Annotated in this window: 13 protein-coding genes; 8 read left to right on the plus strand and 5 right to left on the minus strand. The window is 36.7% G+C overall.

Annotation, left to right across the window (positions count from 1 at the left end):
* Window positions 1-36 precede the first annotated feature (36 nt).
* Window positions 37-456 carry a GFA family protein gene (locus tag AC4CUY_RS12875; protein ID WP_490774214.1) on the minus strand — a complete coding sequence of 140 codons (420 nt, stop codon included), beginning with the start codon at window positions 454-456 and terminating at the stop codon, window positions 37-39.
* A 166-nt stretch (window positions 457-622) separates the two neighbouring features.
* Between AC4CUY_RS12875 and AC4CUY_RS12880 the strand changes: the two genes are divergently transcribed.
* Entirely contained in the window at window positions 623-868 is a 246-nt protein-coding gene (locus AC4CUY_RS12880) for a hypothetical protein (RefSeq protein ID WP_336954427.1), read from the plus strand.
* 108 nt (window positions 869-976) lie between these two features.
* Complete coding sequence (locus AC4CUY_RS12885; RefSeq protein ID WP_004719280.1) at window positions 977-1,414, plus strand: PaaI family thioesterase; 438 nt, start codon at window positions 977-979, stop codon at window positions 1,412-1,414.
* A 36-nt stretch (window positions 1,415-1,450) separates the two neighbouring features.
* Here AC4CUY_RS12885 and AC4CUY_RS12890 read toward each other — a convergent pair whose 3' ends face one another.
* The gene (locus AC4CUY_RS12890) at window positions 1,451-2,137 is read right to left on the minus strand and encodes a hypothetical protein (protein WP_490774215.1); all 687 of its coding nucleotides are present in this window, start codon (window positions 2,135-2,137) and stop codon (window positions 1,451-1,453) included.
* A gap of 160 nt (window positions 2,138-2,297) precedes the next feature.
* Window positions 2,298-2,930 (minus strand): HD domain-containing protein, encoded by a 633-nt coding sequence (locus AC4CUY_RS12895; protein ID WP_419820262.1) that lies wholly within the window; start codon window positions 2,928-2,930, stop codon window positions 2,298-2,300.
* A 56-nt stretch (window positions 2,931-2,986) separates the two neighbouring features.
* Here AC4CUY_RS12895 and AC4CUY_RS12900 point away from each other — a divergent pair, with 56 nt between their 5' ends.
* Window positions 2,987-3,559 (plus strand): hypothetical protein, encoded by a 573-nt coding sequence (locus AC4CUY_RS12900; RefSeq protein ID WP_056511990.1) that lies wholly within the window; start codon window positions 2,987-2,989, stop codon window positions 3,557-3,559.
* A 42-nt stretch (window positions 3,560-3,601) separates the two neighbouring features.
* Here AC4CUY_RS12900 and yaaA read toward each other — a convergent pair whose 3' ends face one another.
* On the minus strand, window positions 3,602-4,381 hold the full coding sequence (yaaA, locus tag AC4CUY_RS12905) for a peroxide stress protein YaaA (RefSeq protein ID WP_336954424.1): 780 nt from the start codon (window positions 4,379-4,381) through the stop codon (window positions 3,602-3,604).
* Between the two features lie 124 nt (window positions 4,382-4,505).
* On the opposite strand from yaaA, the gene AC4CUY_RS12910 reads away from it, so the two are divergent.
* Window positions 4,506-5,138: an alpha/beta hydrolase gene (locus AC4CUY_RS12910; protein WP_336954423.1), complete on the plus strand. Its 633-nt coding sequence runs from the start codon at window positions 4,506-4,508 to the stop codon at window positions 5,136-5,138.
* Between the two features lie 53 nt (window positions 5,139-5,191).
* Here the strand turns inward: AC4CUY_RS12910 and rtcR are convergent, their stop codons facing one another.
* Window positions 5,192-6,793, minus strand: a complete 1,602-nt coding sequence (gene rtcR, locus AC4CUY_RS12915; protein WP_419327744.1) for an RNA repair transcriptional activator RtcR — start codon at window positions 6,791-6,793, stop codon at window positions 5,192-5,194.
* Between the two features lie 271 nt (window positions 6,794-7,064).
* Between rtcR and AC4CUY_RS12920 the strand changes: the two genes are divergently transcribed.
* From AC4CUY_RS12920 to AC4CUY_RS12935, 4 genes are all read left to right on the plus strand, one after another.
* Window positions 7,065-8,027: a ribonuclease Z gene (locus AC4CUY_RS12920; protein WP_490774216.1), complete on the plus strand. Its 963-nt coding sequence runs from the start codon at window positions 7,065-7,067 to the stop codon at window positions 8,025-8,027.
* A 605-nt stretch (window positions 8,028-8,632) separates the two neighbouring features.
* Entirely contained in the window at window positions 8,633-10,264 is a 1,632-nt protein-coding gene (locus AC4CUY_RS12925; RefSeq protein WP_419327742.1) for a TROVE domain-containing protein, read from the plus strand.
* 1,167 nt (window positions 10,265-11,431) lie between these two features.
* Entirely contained in the window at window positions 11,432-11,713 is a 282-nt protein-coding gene (locus tag AC4CUY_RS12930) for a hypothetical protein (RefSeq protein WP_224963817.1), read from the plus strand.
* Window positions 11,714-12,437: 724 nt separating this feature from the next.
* Window positions 12,438-13,703 carry an RtcB family protein gene (locus AC4CUY_RS12935; RefSeq protein WP_490774667.1) on the plus strand — a complete coding sequence of 422 codons (1,266 nt, stop codon included), beginning with the start codon at window positions 12,438-12,440 and terminating at the stop codon, window positions 13,701-13,703.
* Window positions 13,704-13,968: the final 265 nt, after the last annotated feature.

A 13,968-nucleotide genomic window follows, 5' to 3' on the forward strand; every position in this document is an offset into this window, starting at 1 on the left:
TTTATAAAAATTTATCCGAATCAGTGAATAACGCACTTATGAATCAGTGGTTCCGGCAAATAGTGCAATCACATCTGCTTCGGTTAATTTTTTTGTCTCATTGTTAAATGCATAAAATTCGGGCTTATTGTCTATAAAAATTTCCATATTAAATTTTAGTTCTTGAAGCTGTTGATCCAGAGCAAATGCATTGATATTGCAATAGCTTCGGTCTTTGGTCCGCCAAAACAAATTCGTTCCACAACAATTGCAGAACCCACGTTCGCCCCATTCAGAAGAATTATAAATACTTAAGTGATCATCTTGAGTAAACTGTAAACTGCCCTGTTCGACATCAATCGTCATAATTACACCGCTCGTTTGTCTTCTGCAAATTGAACAATGACACGCATGAACATCATGATTTTTTAATTCAACCGTAAAAGTTGTTGCCCCACAAACACATTGCCCTTTCATAATGATTTCCTTGTTTTATAAATTTTCCACAAAGATACTACGATGATGTAGTGAAATTATAGTGAAACAGATATTTTTTATCATATCCATGTTTTTTAATTGAAAAGCGAAATGATTCACTCTAAATTAGTCAATACAACAATTTAAATATAATATTTGGAAAAGTATGCGTTATAAAATTATAGATGTTTATCAGCTCCAAAATATTCAACGGTATATTGCAAAGTGCCTAAAGACACAATCACCTCAATTCATTGTGATTGAAACTGATCAGACCTTATGTAAAGAGCTCGATATTATTGATGTCGACTTACAAGCATCGATTGCCACGTGGGCAACGGGTGAAAGAATTGATTTAAAAATCATTCATCAATCCAACCATATTGAAAAATTCTACGATTTTGAACATTAAAAAGATCAACTCAATCGTTCAAATTCAATAAAAAGTTTGACAGTAAATCCCCCAACATCATATTTTACTTTAAGTTCTCTTTTATAACCCTATATAAAGGATAAATATATGAAACACCCAAAAGAAATGACAGGGCTTGAATTTCTACAAGCAATGGTTGCTGGACAAATTCCTAGAGCATCGATTAGTGAAACCATCCCAATGGATTTACATGAAATTTCGCATGGTCATGCAAGTTTTAAAGTCAAAGCGGACCAACGTCATTTAAATCCTTTAGGCGGCGTACATGGCGGTTTTGCAGCAACAGTTTTAGACTCAGCAACAGGTTGTGCAGTACATACCACCCTAGAAGCAGGCGTAGGTTATGGCACCATCGATTTAAATGTAAAAATGTGCCGCCCTGTACCTCAAAATAAGCAATTATTTGCTATTGGACAGTTGATTAATTTAAGTAAAAGTCTTGCCATTTCTGAAGGGAAATTGGTCGATGAAGATGGCAAATTATATGCACATGCAACAGCGACCTGTATGATTATTCGTACATAATTGACTGCTTAGAGTGCTATTTATATTGAATAGCACTTATTCAGCATTAGCCTTCGGTTCATCAACATACATCTTACCCATCTTCAACTGTTTTAGGCTCTCATCCCATTCCAAATTACGCTTACAATTGATTGCTTCTGCACGGCTAATTTCTGCCATGTTTTGCCCACAATATCCCCCACCAACTTCGACTTGAACGATAGCTTTGGCTTGATTATTGATAATCTGATAAGAAAATACCGCACTGTTAAAAATTTCTTGTATGGTTTTATGATCTTTAGATTGGTAGATCACCAGCTGATCTCCCCCATGCCCTCTAAATACACCATCTTCAACACACCGAATTGAGTCAGGTTCATAAATATATTCTGGCTGATCATCCCCAATTAAATCCACAACCGTAACAACATCTTTCATATCAACCGCTACAGCTTGCTTACAATGTTTCTGTGCATCTTTTACCTGCTGTATAAGCTCATCAGGATAACTTAACGTTTTAGATTTTCGCTCTATTTTTGCTTCAGTAACAGTCGTAGGAATTTCGACTTCAATCTCACTGCTTGCCTTTCCTGTATCAACTTTTGCACTCTCAACTTTGTCATTATCTGCTGCAATCGCAACTTTTTTCGTAGACTCTACTTGAGCTGCATTCTGAGAATTTTGCTGAGAGCAAGCACTTAAGAAAACAAGTCCTGATAAACTCAAAATATTAATGATGTTCAAAATATTTTCCTAAATATAAATAGGGTTTGATGTAAAATTTTATGTAAGGTTTAATAATGGAGTAAGTACTTAATGATATGAGATTTAACTATAAAAATGAAATCAACAAATCTATAAAAAACCGAATAATAACGATTTCTATGCTGATCTAGATTCACCTTTAAAATTTTGACAAATTTACTTTCGCATTTTGCTCAAAATGATTTCTAAAATATTCAGTCTGATATAAAGGTTGCATTTGATAAAAATGCTGTAAAACTTCTGCTCTTTTGACTTTATAGATTTCAGTATCAACCCATGCATATTCTTGTTGAATTTGCTGTTCATATTCTGCAAAACGTTCAGGGGGGCTAGCCAAAATTGCCAAATCGATATCAAGTAAATAATTTAAATCATGTTGATTAGACGGCTGATGTTCTTGTGTTGCAATGATCCATTGAGAAACTTTTTTTAAGACCGATTGCGTTAAAATATCCGTACAATGCTTTTGCATTAAGTAAGCACTTTGTTGTTCATTATCTTTTGCTTGTGGATTATAAACGGCATCATGAAACCAAATTGCCAGCTCAACAGCAATAGGATCATTCAATTGCGCTTTTACTTGATGAAATAACTCAAGGCATTCAACAATATGTTGAACCGTATGATAATGACGTTGTGGCTCAGTATAAGCAGCAACAAGCAACTGCTGTAAAAAAATACACTGCTCTTTTTCGATTGCTATCTGATTCCCAAATTCAGCCCAATACTGATTAAATGGTTTGAGGTAATTTTCTGTTTTAGCTATGATCATATTTATAGAACATCTAAGACTTTATATATTAATACAACACTTTTGGCTGTTATCCCATGATCAATAAATCAAAATTTTTAGCCCCTTCTCATTTAGACAAATTTGCTTGTTATAAACACGCTGACTATTTTCAAGATCTCATTGATATTGAATGGCGAGGTCAAATACAGTCCTCCACACAAAATAAAAGATTTAAAATCAAATATTATGGAGATATTTTTGAAGAATATCAGCTCATTTGTGGGACAGACTTTGCACCAGAACTCATCTACGCGGTAGATGTAGAAAGCAATGAAGAAATTTTACTTTTTGATGGTACGCAACATGGCTATGATCCCATGTTCTGCGATGAGTTTACACATAAACAAATCACCGAAAGACCGTTAATCCATTTTTATAAAGATCAGGACAATCAGGATCAATTCGAGATCATTTTTAGTGTCTATCACAATATAGATTATGATGAAGAACTAGATGATTTTCTCAATCAAGACGGTGAAATTGAGCTTATTTCGGGGGAAATAATTTCTGTTGAGAGATTAAAATTAGATGGCTTTGATTTTGTTCAAATCAAAGCGGTAAATTCGCTTGGTCATGAATACATTATTTTTGAAAAAGAGCTGGCTTAAAACAAGCCAACTCTCTTTCAATACATTAAACGCTTTAAAAACTCAAGCAACTTGCTCATCACGCTTAAATACCAGTTCACCTTTCAATGAACTCTCGGCGTCAAAATAATAACCATCGGTATTAAAGGATTTAAGATCTTCCATTTTTTTCAATTGATTTTGAATGATGTATCGAGCCATTAAGCCACGCGCTTTTTTAGCATAGAAGCTGATCACCTTATATTTACCATTCTTTTGGTCTAAGAATACTGGTTTAATAATATCAGCCTGAATTTTTGCTTCCTTGACCGATTTATAGTATTCATCAGAAGCAATATTGACCAATAACGTTGAGCCGCTTTGTTGCAAATCCTGATTGATCAAATCGGTAATTCGATCCCCCCAAAATTCATAAAGATTATGACCACGGGTATTGGCAAGTTTTATTCCCATTTCCAAACGATACGGCATCATTAAATCAAGAGGACGTAATAAGCCATATAGGCCAGATAAGCTGCGTAAATGATCTTGCGCAAAATTGAGATCGTCTTGCGACAAACTATATGCATCCAGACCTGTATAAACATCGCCTTTAAATGCAAAAATTGCTTGTCGCGCGTTGGCAAAACTAAAGTCAGCATTCCAGTCACGAAAACGCTCCGCATTGAGATTGGCAATTTTTTCACTGACACTCATCAAACTGGCAATATCTGAAGCGGAGAGTTTACGACTTAGGTCTATAAGCTGTTGAGATTGATCCAGCAGTCTTGGTAGAGTGTGCGTATCGGTCGGGAGTGCTGACTGGTAATCGAGCGTCTTAGCAGGGGAAATTAAGGCGAGCATGGTCTTCCTGATCAAAAAATAACTAATCAAACTATAACAGTCGGGATATTTTAATTCCAATTCATGTTTTCTGTGAACAGAATCGGTAAACTATCGCACTTCCCTGCTTATGATCGTTTAAATTATGTCCGAACAACTGTTCATTCAAGGTTCGGTTGGCAAAATTGAAGTTTTTGTTGACTATCCTGTGGGCGAAGTAAAAGGTTTTGCTGTCGTTTGTCATCCTCACCCACTGCAAGGTGGTACACCTCAACATAAAGTTCCTGCTTTACTTGCACAAATCCTCTCTGAACAGGGTTGTGTGGTCTATCGCCCAAGTTTTCGTGGTTCTGGACAAAGCGATGGAATCCATGACGAAGGCTTTGCTGAAACTGAAGATATTCTAGAGGTCATTAGATACGTTAGACAATTACACAAAAGTCTACCTTTCTACGTTGGCGGTTTTAGTTTTGGTGCACATGTAATGGCAAAAGCCTATCATGCGCTACCTGATGAAATTAAACCGCAACAAGTGATCTTATGTGGTTTACCAACATCCACTGTAGATGGTCTGCGTCATTATGTTACCCCAGCCATTAAAGGCGATATCCTGTTTGTACATGGTGAAGCAGATCCGACGACTAAACTCTCTGATTTGCTTGAATGGGCAAAACCTCAGCGCCATTTAATTACAGTATTGCCAGGCGCAAACCATTTCTTTACAGGTTATTTAAAGCAGTTAAGAATCGCAATTTCGCGTTTTCTTCTTGTGCCATAAATCTGAATTTAAAAAAGAATTCTAGGATAAATAAGGTGAATGAGTCACTTTATTTATCCGTTCACATCATCCCAACTCAAACCAAATTTCGCCAAATACTTTTTCACGCGATCACTGTCGTTGGTGGTTTGTCTTTGCTCGCGAGATACAGAAAATAAACGCCGTCCAGCATCGGCCATGGATTTCGATTTTTGGCAAACCTCAATCACCCCCTGCAATTGAATACGATCAAACTCATCAATCTGCGCCACTTGTTCAGCACTTAAAATTTTCATCAGTGACGATTGGGTTAAAGCCTCTTTATTTTCAGCAATATTCCAAATTTGTTGTAGTCGGCCAATCTCAGCATTTACTTCATGTAAACCAATACGCTCACCATTGGCTAAAGTCGCCATACGTGTCACGCTTGCAGTTAAATCACGAAAATTCCCTTGCCAACTGGCGTCTAAAGATTGCGCAAATTTTAAATATTTTTCTAAGGCGTCGGTATGAAAACGCAACTGCCGTTGATGCGCAACAGCAAAACGTTGTAATTCAAAGGTGATATTCGGTTCAATATCTTCTACGCGATCTTTTAAGCTCGGTAAAAAGAAGGTCCATGTATTTAAGCGAGCCCATAGATCTTCACGGAACCGCCCTGCACGGACTTCCTCACGTAAATCTCGATTGGTTCCTGCAATCAACTGAAAGTCAGCCTGAACCTCTTTATCACTTCCTACAGGAAAGAATGACTTATCCTCCAAGGCCTTGAGCAACATGGCTTGCTCATCCAACCCTAGCTCGCCGATTTCATCGAGGAATAAAATGCCATTATCCGCACTTTTCAAATAACCCGTACGTGCTGCAATAGCGCCTGTAAATGCACCTTTACTATGACCAAATAATGTCGACATCGCACTATCACCAACCAGTGTTGCGCAGTTCACATCAATAAAGCGTCCTGAAAAATGAAATTTTTCCTTTTTCAATTGATAAATTTGCTTGGCTAAATGCGACTTACCAACCCCTGTTGCACCCATAATCAAAATTGGCGCACTTGAGCGTGTTGCAACCAATTCCACTTCTTGAATCATTTGATTAAAGTTTTGGTTCTTCGTGGCAATATTGGCTTTTAACTGCTGCCAATTTTCAGATTGTTCATGTTCAAACCGCTGGGTTAATGCCGCATATCGAGATAAATCTAAATCTATAATCCGATATTCACCCTCGGGTTGTTGTTTACCTGTAGGTGCACTTTGAATGAGTTTGGCTGGTAAATAATGCGCATCAACCAGTAAATACCAACATATTTGCGCAACATGAGTACCTGTGGTGATATGTAATAAATAATGATTGTTCTCAGTATCAAAAGAATATGATTTTACAAAGTCATATAATGCACCATACATATCTGAAAAATCCCAAGGATCACGGATACACACCTTATGGCCAGTAATCTGGGTTTGCGGTGAGATTTCTAACGCATCTTGCCGCAAATGATCAATTAAGCTGACATTACGGCGATCATGTAACAAAACCAGCTCATCAATCACTAAATCTTCATGCATCAACAAACTTATGGTGGGACGCCAGCGTTGCCAGCGATCAAGTTTTTTCCCTTGATCTAAAGTAGAACCCACAAAACCAATCACGACTGTTTTTTTAAATTTTTGCATATTTCTATAAATCTATAAAATTTTATATATCTTGCTTAAAGCATAGTTTTATTTTGTCAAAAATCAAATACTGTTTATACCGTCATTTTTAATATTTTAAAAATCTCAGTTTCTCTTTTGAATATAATGCGACTATACTATTGATGTACAAAGCTTTTACTCACTTCTCCCATCACCGTCTGATTCGACACTTTTTGATGGAATCCACCCTGCTTTGTTGTAAAAACAATCATAGAAAACATTTTAAATATTCAATAGGTTTTAATTCCTCATGTTACAGTTTACATTCTTAGGGACATCCTCTGGTGTGCCCACATTAACACGCAATGTGTCAGGTTTAGCGATTCATTATTGCAAAAGCAAAGACTGGATATTGGTTGATGCAGGCGAAGGTACACAGCATCGTATTCAACAAGCAAAACTCTCTTTACAACATTTAAAAGCCATTTGCATTACGCATGTACACGGCGATCATTGTTATGGCTTGATGGGTTTACTGGCAAGTGCTGGTATGAATGCACGTAAAGATCCAATCACGCTAATTGCACCCAAAGAAATTCAGCAATGGTTAGAAGTTACCTGTCATTTCACTGAACTTTTTCTGCCTTATCCAATACATTTTATCGATGTAAATACTTTGACGAATCCCTTTCAATTGGATGAGCATATTTCCATTAACGTTCATCACTTACACCACCGTGTGACAAGTTATGCTTATGGCTTTAAAGCGACACAAACTCAGCGCAAACTCAATATTGACGTTTTAAATCAACTCAAAATTCCAAAAGGTAAACTATGGGGTGATCTACAACAAGGTCAAAATATTGAGTGGAATGGGCAGTCCATCTTAAGTCAAGAGGTTCTCATTCAAAACACTCAAAGTGTTTATGCCATTGTCGGTGGAGATAACGATCAGCCAGAATTACTATCGAACGCTTGTCAGGATGCAGCACTGCTGATTCATGAAACAACCTATACTCAATCGATATTAGACAAAGTAGGCGCAGGCCCAATGCACAGTTCTGCGAAAATGGTCGCTGAGTTTGCAGAATCGATTCAGCTATCCAATTTAATTGCAACGCATCTCAGTGCCCGTTACCACGATGCACAAGGTGTGCAAAGCATTGGTAATGAAATTACCCAGTACTATCATGGCAATTTTTACATTGCTGATGATTTTGATCAGTATGAACTAAATATGCATGGCGAATTAACACAGTTTCGCACTGGGTAACCCAGGGAAAAGTAATTGTCCCAACTTCAATTTAACGCTATGCAATATTATTGAATCATAGATGGTCGTTCTATCGTGTGGAGATATGGATATCGCCCATTGTGTAGGAACGCTGGGACAGGATCTATCCCTCGCCCAACATGAGCAAAACAAAGCTCAGCTTTGTTTGCAGCGCAAGGTTTGGCCTCATCTTCAAAAGGTGTGGCAGTGTAAGCTTTTTATATTCAAATAGTTTATTCCGCCATGCAATTAATTTAATTAAAAATATGAATTAAAAAAAACATCTTTTTGTGCCTGAGTTTTTAATAGGTTGACTATATCCCAACTAACTTTGCTTTTAGCTGGAGTTAGTGTCCTTTTTTATTTGCACAACATTAGGCTCATTGATTTTTATTTTAAAAATAGAAATAAAGATAAAAATCTATAAATAAAGATATTTTATTTTATACCTTTTAAATTTAAAAACAAATAACCACTGAACTTTTAAATTTTTAAACTTATAAAATCAGTCACTTAAGGATAATATTTCATTCCAAAAACAAAAATTGGCACACTCTCTGCAATATCCATCTCAAGAAATTAAAAAATCACTTGAGGATGCTGTCATGGCGAACAAGACAATTTTTGCCTCTAAACAACAGGCAAAACCAAAAACCATTGAATACAACGAAGCTGGTGGTCGCGCATATAAATTAAAATCTCGTGCCGCATTAGCGCAGCTTGCTGCAACAGGTACACTGAATCAGACCTTTTATCAAAATGCACAAGTGCAACTTGATAATATTCTAAACCTAGCGCTTGAAGTAGAGCCTGAATTTGTGGCTAAAACTGCAATTTATGCACGCCAAAAGGCACATATGAAAGATACACCTGTAGTGTTATTGGCTTTACTTTCTGAACTTGATGCAGAATTATTTAAGCAAGTTTTTCCTTTGATTATTGATAATGGAAAACAGTTGAGAAATTTTGTTCAAATCATGCGCTCTGGAATGATTGGTCGTAAGTCATTAGGTTCATTACCGAAACGTATGGTCAATAAATGGATTCTTTCAGCATCGGATCAACAATTGATTGCGGCCAATATTGGAAACAGCCCTTCACTTGCCGATGTGTTAAAAATGACTCATCCAAAACCAAAGACAGTTCAACACGATGCTTTTTTTGCCTATGTCTTAGGAAAAGAATACCAACTTGTCCAATTACCGACTCAAGTGCAGGCATTGGAAGAGTTTCGATTGGGAACAGCAACACAAGTACCTAAAGTACCGATGCAGCTTCTAACCAATTTAAATTTGAATGCGAAACAATGGGCCGAAATTGCAAAAAATGGTTCTTGGCAAATGCTACGTATGAACTTAAATACCTTCTTACGCCATGATGTTTTTAAAATCAAAGGAATGACAAAAATCATTGCCGATAAATTGATGGATGAGCAAGCCATAGCCAAAAGTCGAGTATTTCCATATCAATTGATGATGGCTTGGTCAGCACTTGCAGAGGATATGCCACATGAAATTGCCAATGCGCTAAAGTTTGCTATGCAGCGTGCCATCGCCAATGTACCGAAACTTGAAGGAAATGTGGTGATTGCGATTGATGTTTCCGGTTCGATGTCAAGTTCTGTGACAGGTTATCGTCAGGGTGCAACCTCTCAGTTACGTTGCGTAGATGCTGCTGCATTATTTGCTAGTGCATTTAAATATGTAAATCCAAATATTCGTTTGATGCCGTTTGATACTGAAGTTCGTCAATTATCCAATTTCAGCAAAGTACAGGAATATTTAAAACGAAAACATTTTGGAAAACAGCAAAATTCAGAAATTGATATTTTTGCTTTGGCTAAAAAGTTTGCCAGCATGTGTGGTGGAGGAACTGATTGCTCTAAGCCTTTGGAACTGTTAGTGAAAGAAAATGCCAAAGTTGATATGGTAATTTTCTTCTCTGATAATGAATCATGGGCAGATCAAGTTCCAAGATCACACCGAAAAACTGGGATGATGCATTATTGGAAACAGCTAAAACAGCATAACCCAGATGCAAAACTGGTGTGTGTTGATCTGCAACCCTATACCACTACGCAAATGCCTGAACATAGCGATGTGATGAATGTCGGTGGGTTTTCCGATACGGTATTTCAACTGATTGAAAGTTTTGCCAAAAATGAAATGCATGCAGATCATTGGGTAAACGAAATTGAAAAAATAGATATTACACAAACTCAGCTTTATGCAAGTTGAATGTATAAACAAATTTGATCGAGTCTCTTCAAGTGTTTACATTTAACAATGTCCACACTTGATAAGACTGGGTTAGATAAAAAGCACAAATGCCATAGGAACTACATTTCAAGATTATGCTGTTTCTATATTTAATTGTTGTGCTAAGTAAGAAATTGCCAAATGCAGATAGAACTACATTACTTTGAATAATTGATGTTTTATCGACACCTTTGTTGGCAAAATACATCGCATAAAATGCGTTAAGGACTACATCTTTAATGCGTAGGTCGGTGGTTCAAATCCACCCTTTTCACGCTTTTGCAAGTTTGAAAAGTAGCTCAGTTGGATAGAGCAACGAAACGTCTTTAACATTTTGTTTATGCAAAGCAGTAAAAGAATCAAATGCTTCAAGGACTACATCTTAAAATTGACGTCATCGGTGGTTCGAATCCACCCCATCATTTCGATGATGGTCGCCAAGCGGTAAGGCACGAACGTCTTTGAAAAACTTGTTGATTCACTTGTAGGGCAGTATATGAAAATATACTGGGGTCATCAGTCCATCAAATACTCATAGGACTACATTAGAATTCACAGATCAGAGGTTAGATTCCTCTGCTGTATATACATACAGTCGCTTAAAGCAAAAGCGGTGAATTGTTTGTCTTATAATCAAATTTGTTGATGGGCTTTGACCTATGTTTAAACGATCAAATGCCTGTTGGATTACATCACGATCTCACGCACAGTATTTCGGGTACTGCACATATCCAACACCAACTTTTTTGATCTTGTATAAGCAATAATGAAAGTAGATCAAATGCTTTGAGGACTACATTACGCGTTTGTCGGTGCTTCGATACCACCCTGTATAACAAGATACAGTAGCTCAGTTGGTAGAGCCACGACTGTCTTCAGCCTTTTGTTGATGTACTCTCATTATAATAAATAGATTTACACGATAAGCAGTCACGAATATAAATTGGATTACATGGTAACGCCTTAGTGCAGGGTTTAAACCCTCCTATCGTGTTCACTCACAATATCCAATCTTAACGTTTGTGGCTGCTTTTCTTTTTAAACTTATCATGTTTAAAAGCGATGCTTGTGAATCAACAAAAAATTTGCTAGCTTGGAGTCTCAACTTAAAACCAAAGACAGGTGTCAGTCTGTAAAACGCAAATCATGTCTATACAAGTTATTGTTGACGATAACAATCTTGATCTTGCTTTAGAGAAACTAAGAGTCAAAAAGTACTATTTAGAAACTAACCACTGGTATAAGAAATGCCAGAACTATCATGAAAAACCGCCAAGTAAAAGTCGTAAAAAAAGCGAACTGAAACTTTTACATGGGCATAGTCAAATCCTAGAAGATGATCCTCTCGCACTGAGGTTAAAAATCCATATCGAAGAACATTATCAACCAACTGATGATAATACGATATGGGATATGAACAAAAATTAAGATTCACAAATTTCATCAAATCTAGTTTGGGAGAAGAAATTCTCCCAAACTAGATTTCATACTATAATCTGTAACATGATAAATATCCTGAATAATAACAATGCGTACTTGGTTTGCTTTCCTCTTATTTCCTTTAGTAATTTTTATATTCTTATTTTTCTTCTACGTCATTTTTTTGCTTTCACTCACTTTGGGTTGCGGTTTCCAGCAAGAAGATATCCCAACCTGCTCAAAAATTTATTATTTTTCAATTATATCAACATTCCCAATAGCTATTTGGCTCGGCTATTTTACAACTAAATTTGCACCACATTGCGGAAGATATTTCCTTAGTAGTATTTATAGCCTAATATTTTCAATCACTTTATTTGCCTATTTACAAGGCTCTAAAGTAAGCCTCATCTTTTCAATCGGTTTTAGCCTCCTTTTCTTATTATGTTTAGCAATTGGTTGTTTTATATTTTATTTAAAATATAAAAATAGATAAATTACTATCTAAAATAATATTTAAATTAGCATAGTTTTTTTTTAAAATATACATTTTAAATAAAATTTAAATTTATCTATTTATTATAAATCAATATCTTATAAAATAAAATCAATTGAAAAACAAAGTTGGCACACTCTCTGCAATATATAGAGCATACATCATGAGATGTATATAAATATCACCTGCCTGCATCCGCTTGGCAGGCAGGTTTTGAAAAGGATCAAAGCAATGACGATGTTAGTCGCAGAACAAATCGAAAAACAAACTTCCTTAGCACAGGAACGTACTTATAACGTAATTCAGGATGCTAAAGGTGTTCCTATAAAAATGTGGACCAAAGGTGTCCCTGTTGATGAGAAATCGAAAGACCAATTATTAAAAACAGCACAAATGCCTTTTATTTATAAATGGATGGCAGTAATGCCAGATGTACATGTAGGAATCGGAGCAACGATTGGAAGTGTAATTCCAACCAAAGGCGCAATCATCCCTGCTGCGGTCGGTGTAGATATTGGCTGTGGAATGATGGCCGCACGTACTTCGCTAAGCGCATCAGATTTACCAGATAACTTATACGCACTGCGTACCGAACTTGAACGTTTAATTCCACATGGTATGACCAAAGATCGTGGTCGTCGTGACCGAGGTTCATGGGATACACCTACTGCACGTGTTGATCAGGCTTGGGCTGAGTTGGTGACTGATTTTGAATATATCTGCGCCAAGCATCCCCGTTTAAAAAATACCAACAACCATAAACAGTTAGGTACTTTGGGAACAGGAAACCATTTTGTTGAAGTCTGTTTAGATGAGCATCAACAAGTATGGATTATGTTGCACTCAGGTTCTCGTGGTGTTGGAAATGCGATTGGTAACCACTTTATTGAGCTTGCACGTAAAGATATGCAAAAGCATTTTATTAACCTGCCTGATAAAGATTTAGCTTATTTAGTGGAAGGGACTGAACACTTTGATGATTATTGGTTTGCGGTGGGTTGGGCACAACGATTTGCCATGAAAAACCGTGAGTTAATGATGGAAGCAGCGGTTCAAGCTTTACGAATCATCATCAATAAACCATTTAATGCCAAAGTTGAAGCCGTTAATTGCCACCATAATTATGTGGATAAAGAAGAACACTTTGGTCAGGAAGTACTGGTAACACGTAAAGGTGCTGTACGTGCCCGTTTGGGTGAGTATGGAATTATTCCGGGTTCAATGGGTGCCAAGTCTTTTATTGTCAAAGGTAAGGGGAATCAGGAGTCTTTCTGTTCATGTTCGCATGGTGCTGGTCGTGTACATAGCCGTACTGCAGCGAAAAAGTTGTTTACTGTGGAAGATCAGATTGAACAAACCAAAGGTGTAGAATGCCGTAAAGATGCAGCCGTGATTGATGAGATTCCATCTGCGTATAAGCCAATTGAAGATGTGATGAAAGCACAAAGTGATTTGGTGGAAGTGGTTTATACCTTAAGTCAGGTTGTTTGTGTAAAGGGATAATATAGTGATAACCAACATCTCCAATCCGAGCATAACTGAAATTCGATCATGGGCATTTTCGGATACATATCTGCCTACGACTGAATGGGATTTATACTTGGTCTGGAAAGATGAATTATTACTTTTTCTGGAACTCGCAGTAGACCACAAATGCAATAAGCAGAATTATTTTAAGTATCTGCTTTACTATATGGTTGCTTATCAATTTAAAAGATTAAGTGATCCCTTTAAAAAAACTTTGGTTTTACAACGGTATTTGAGTGAG

Source organism: Acinetobacter sp. 778_lipA, from assembly GCF_058242985.1.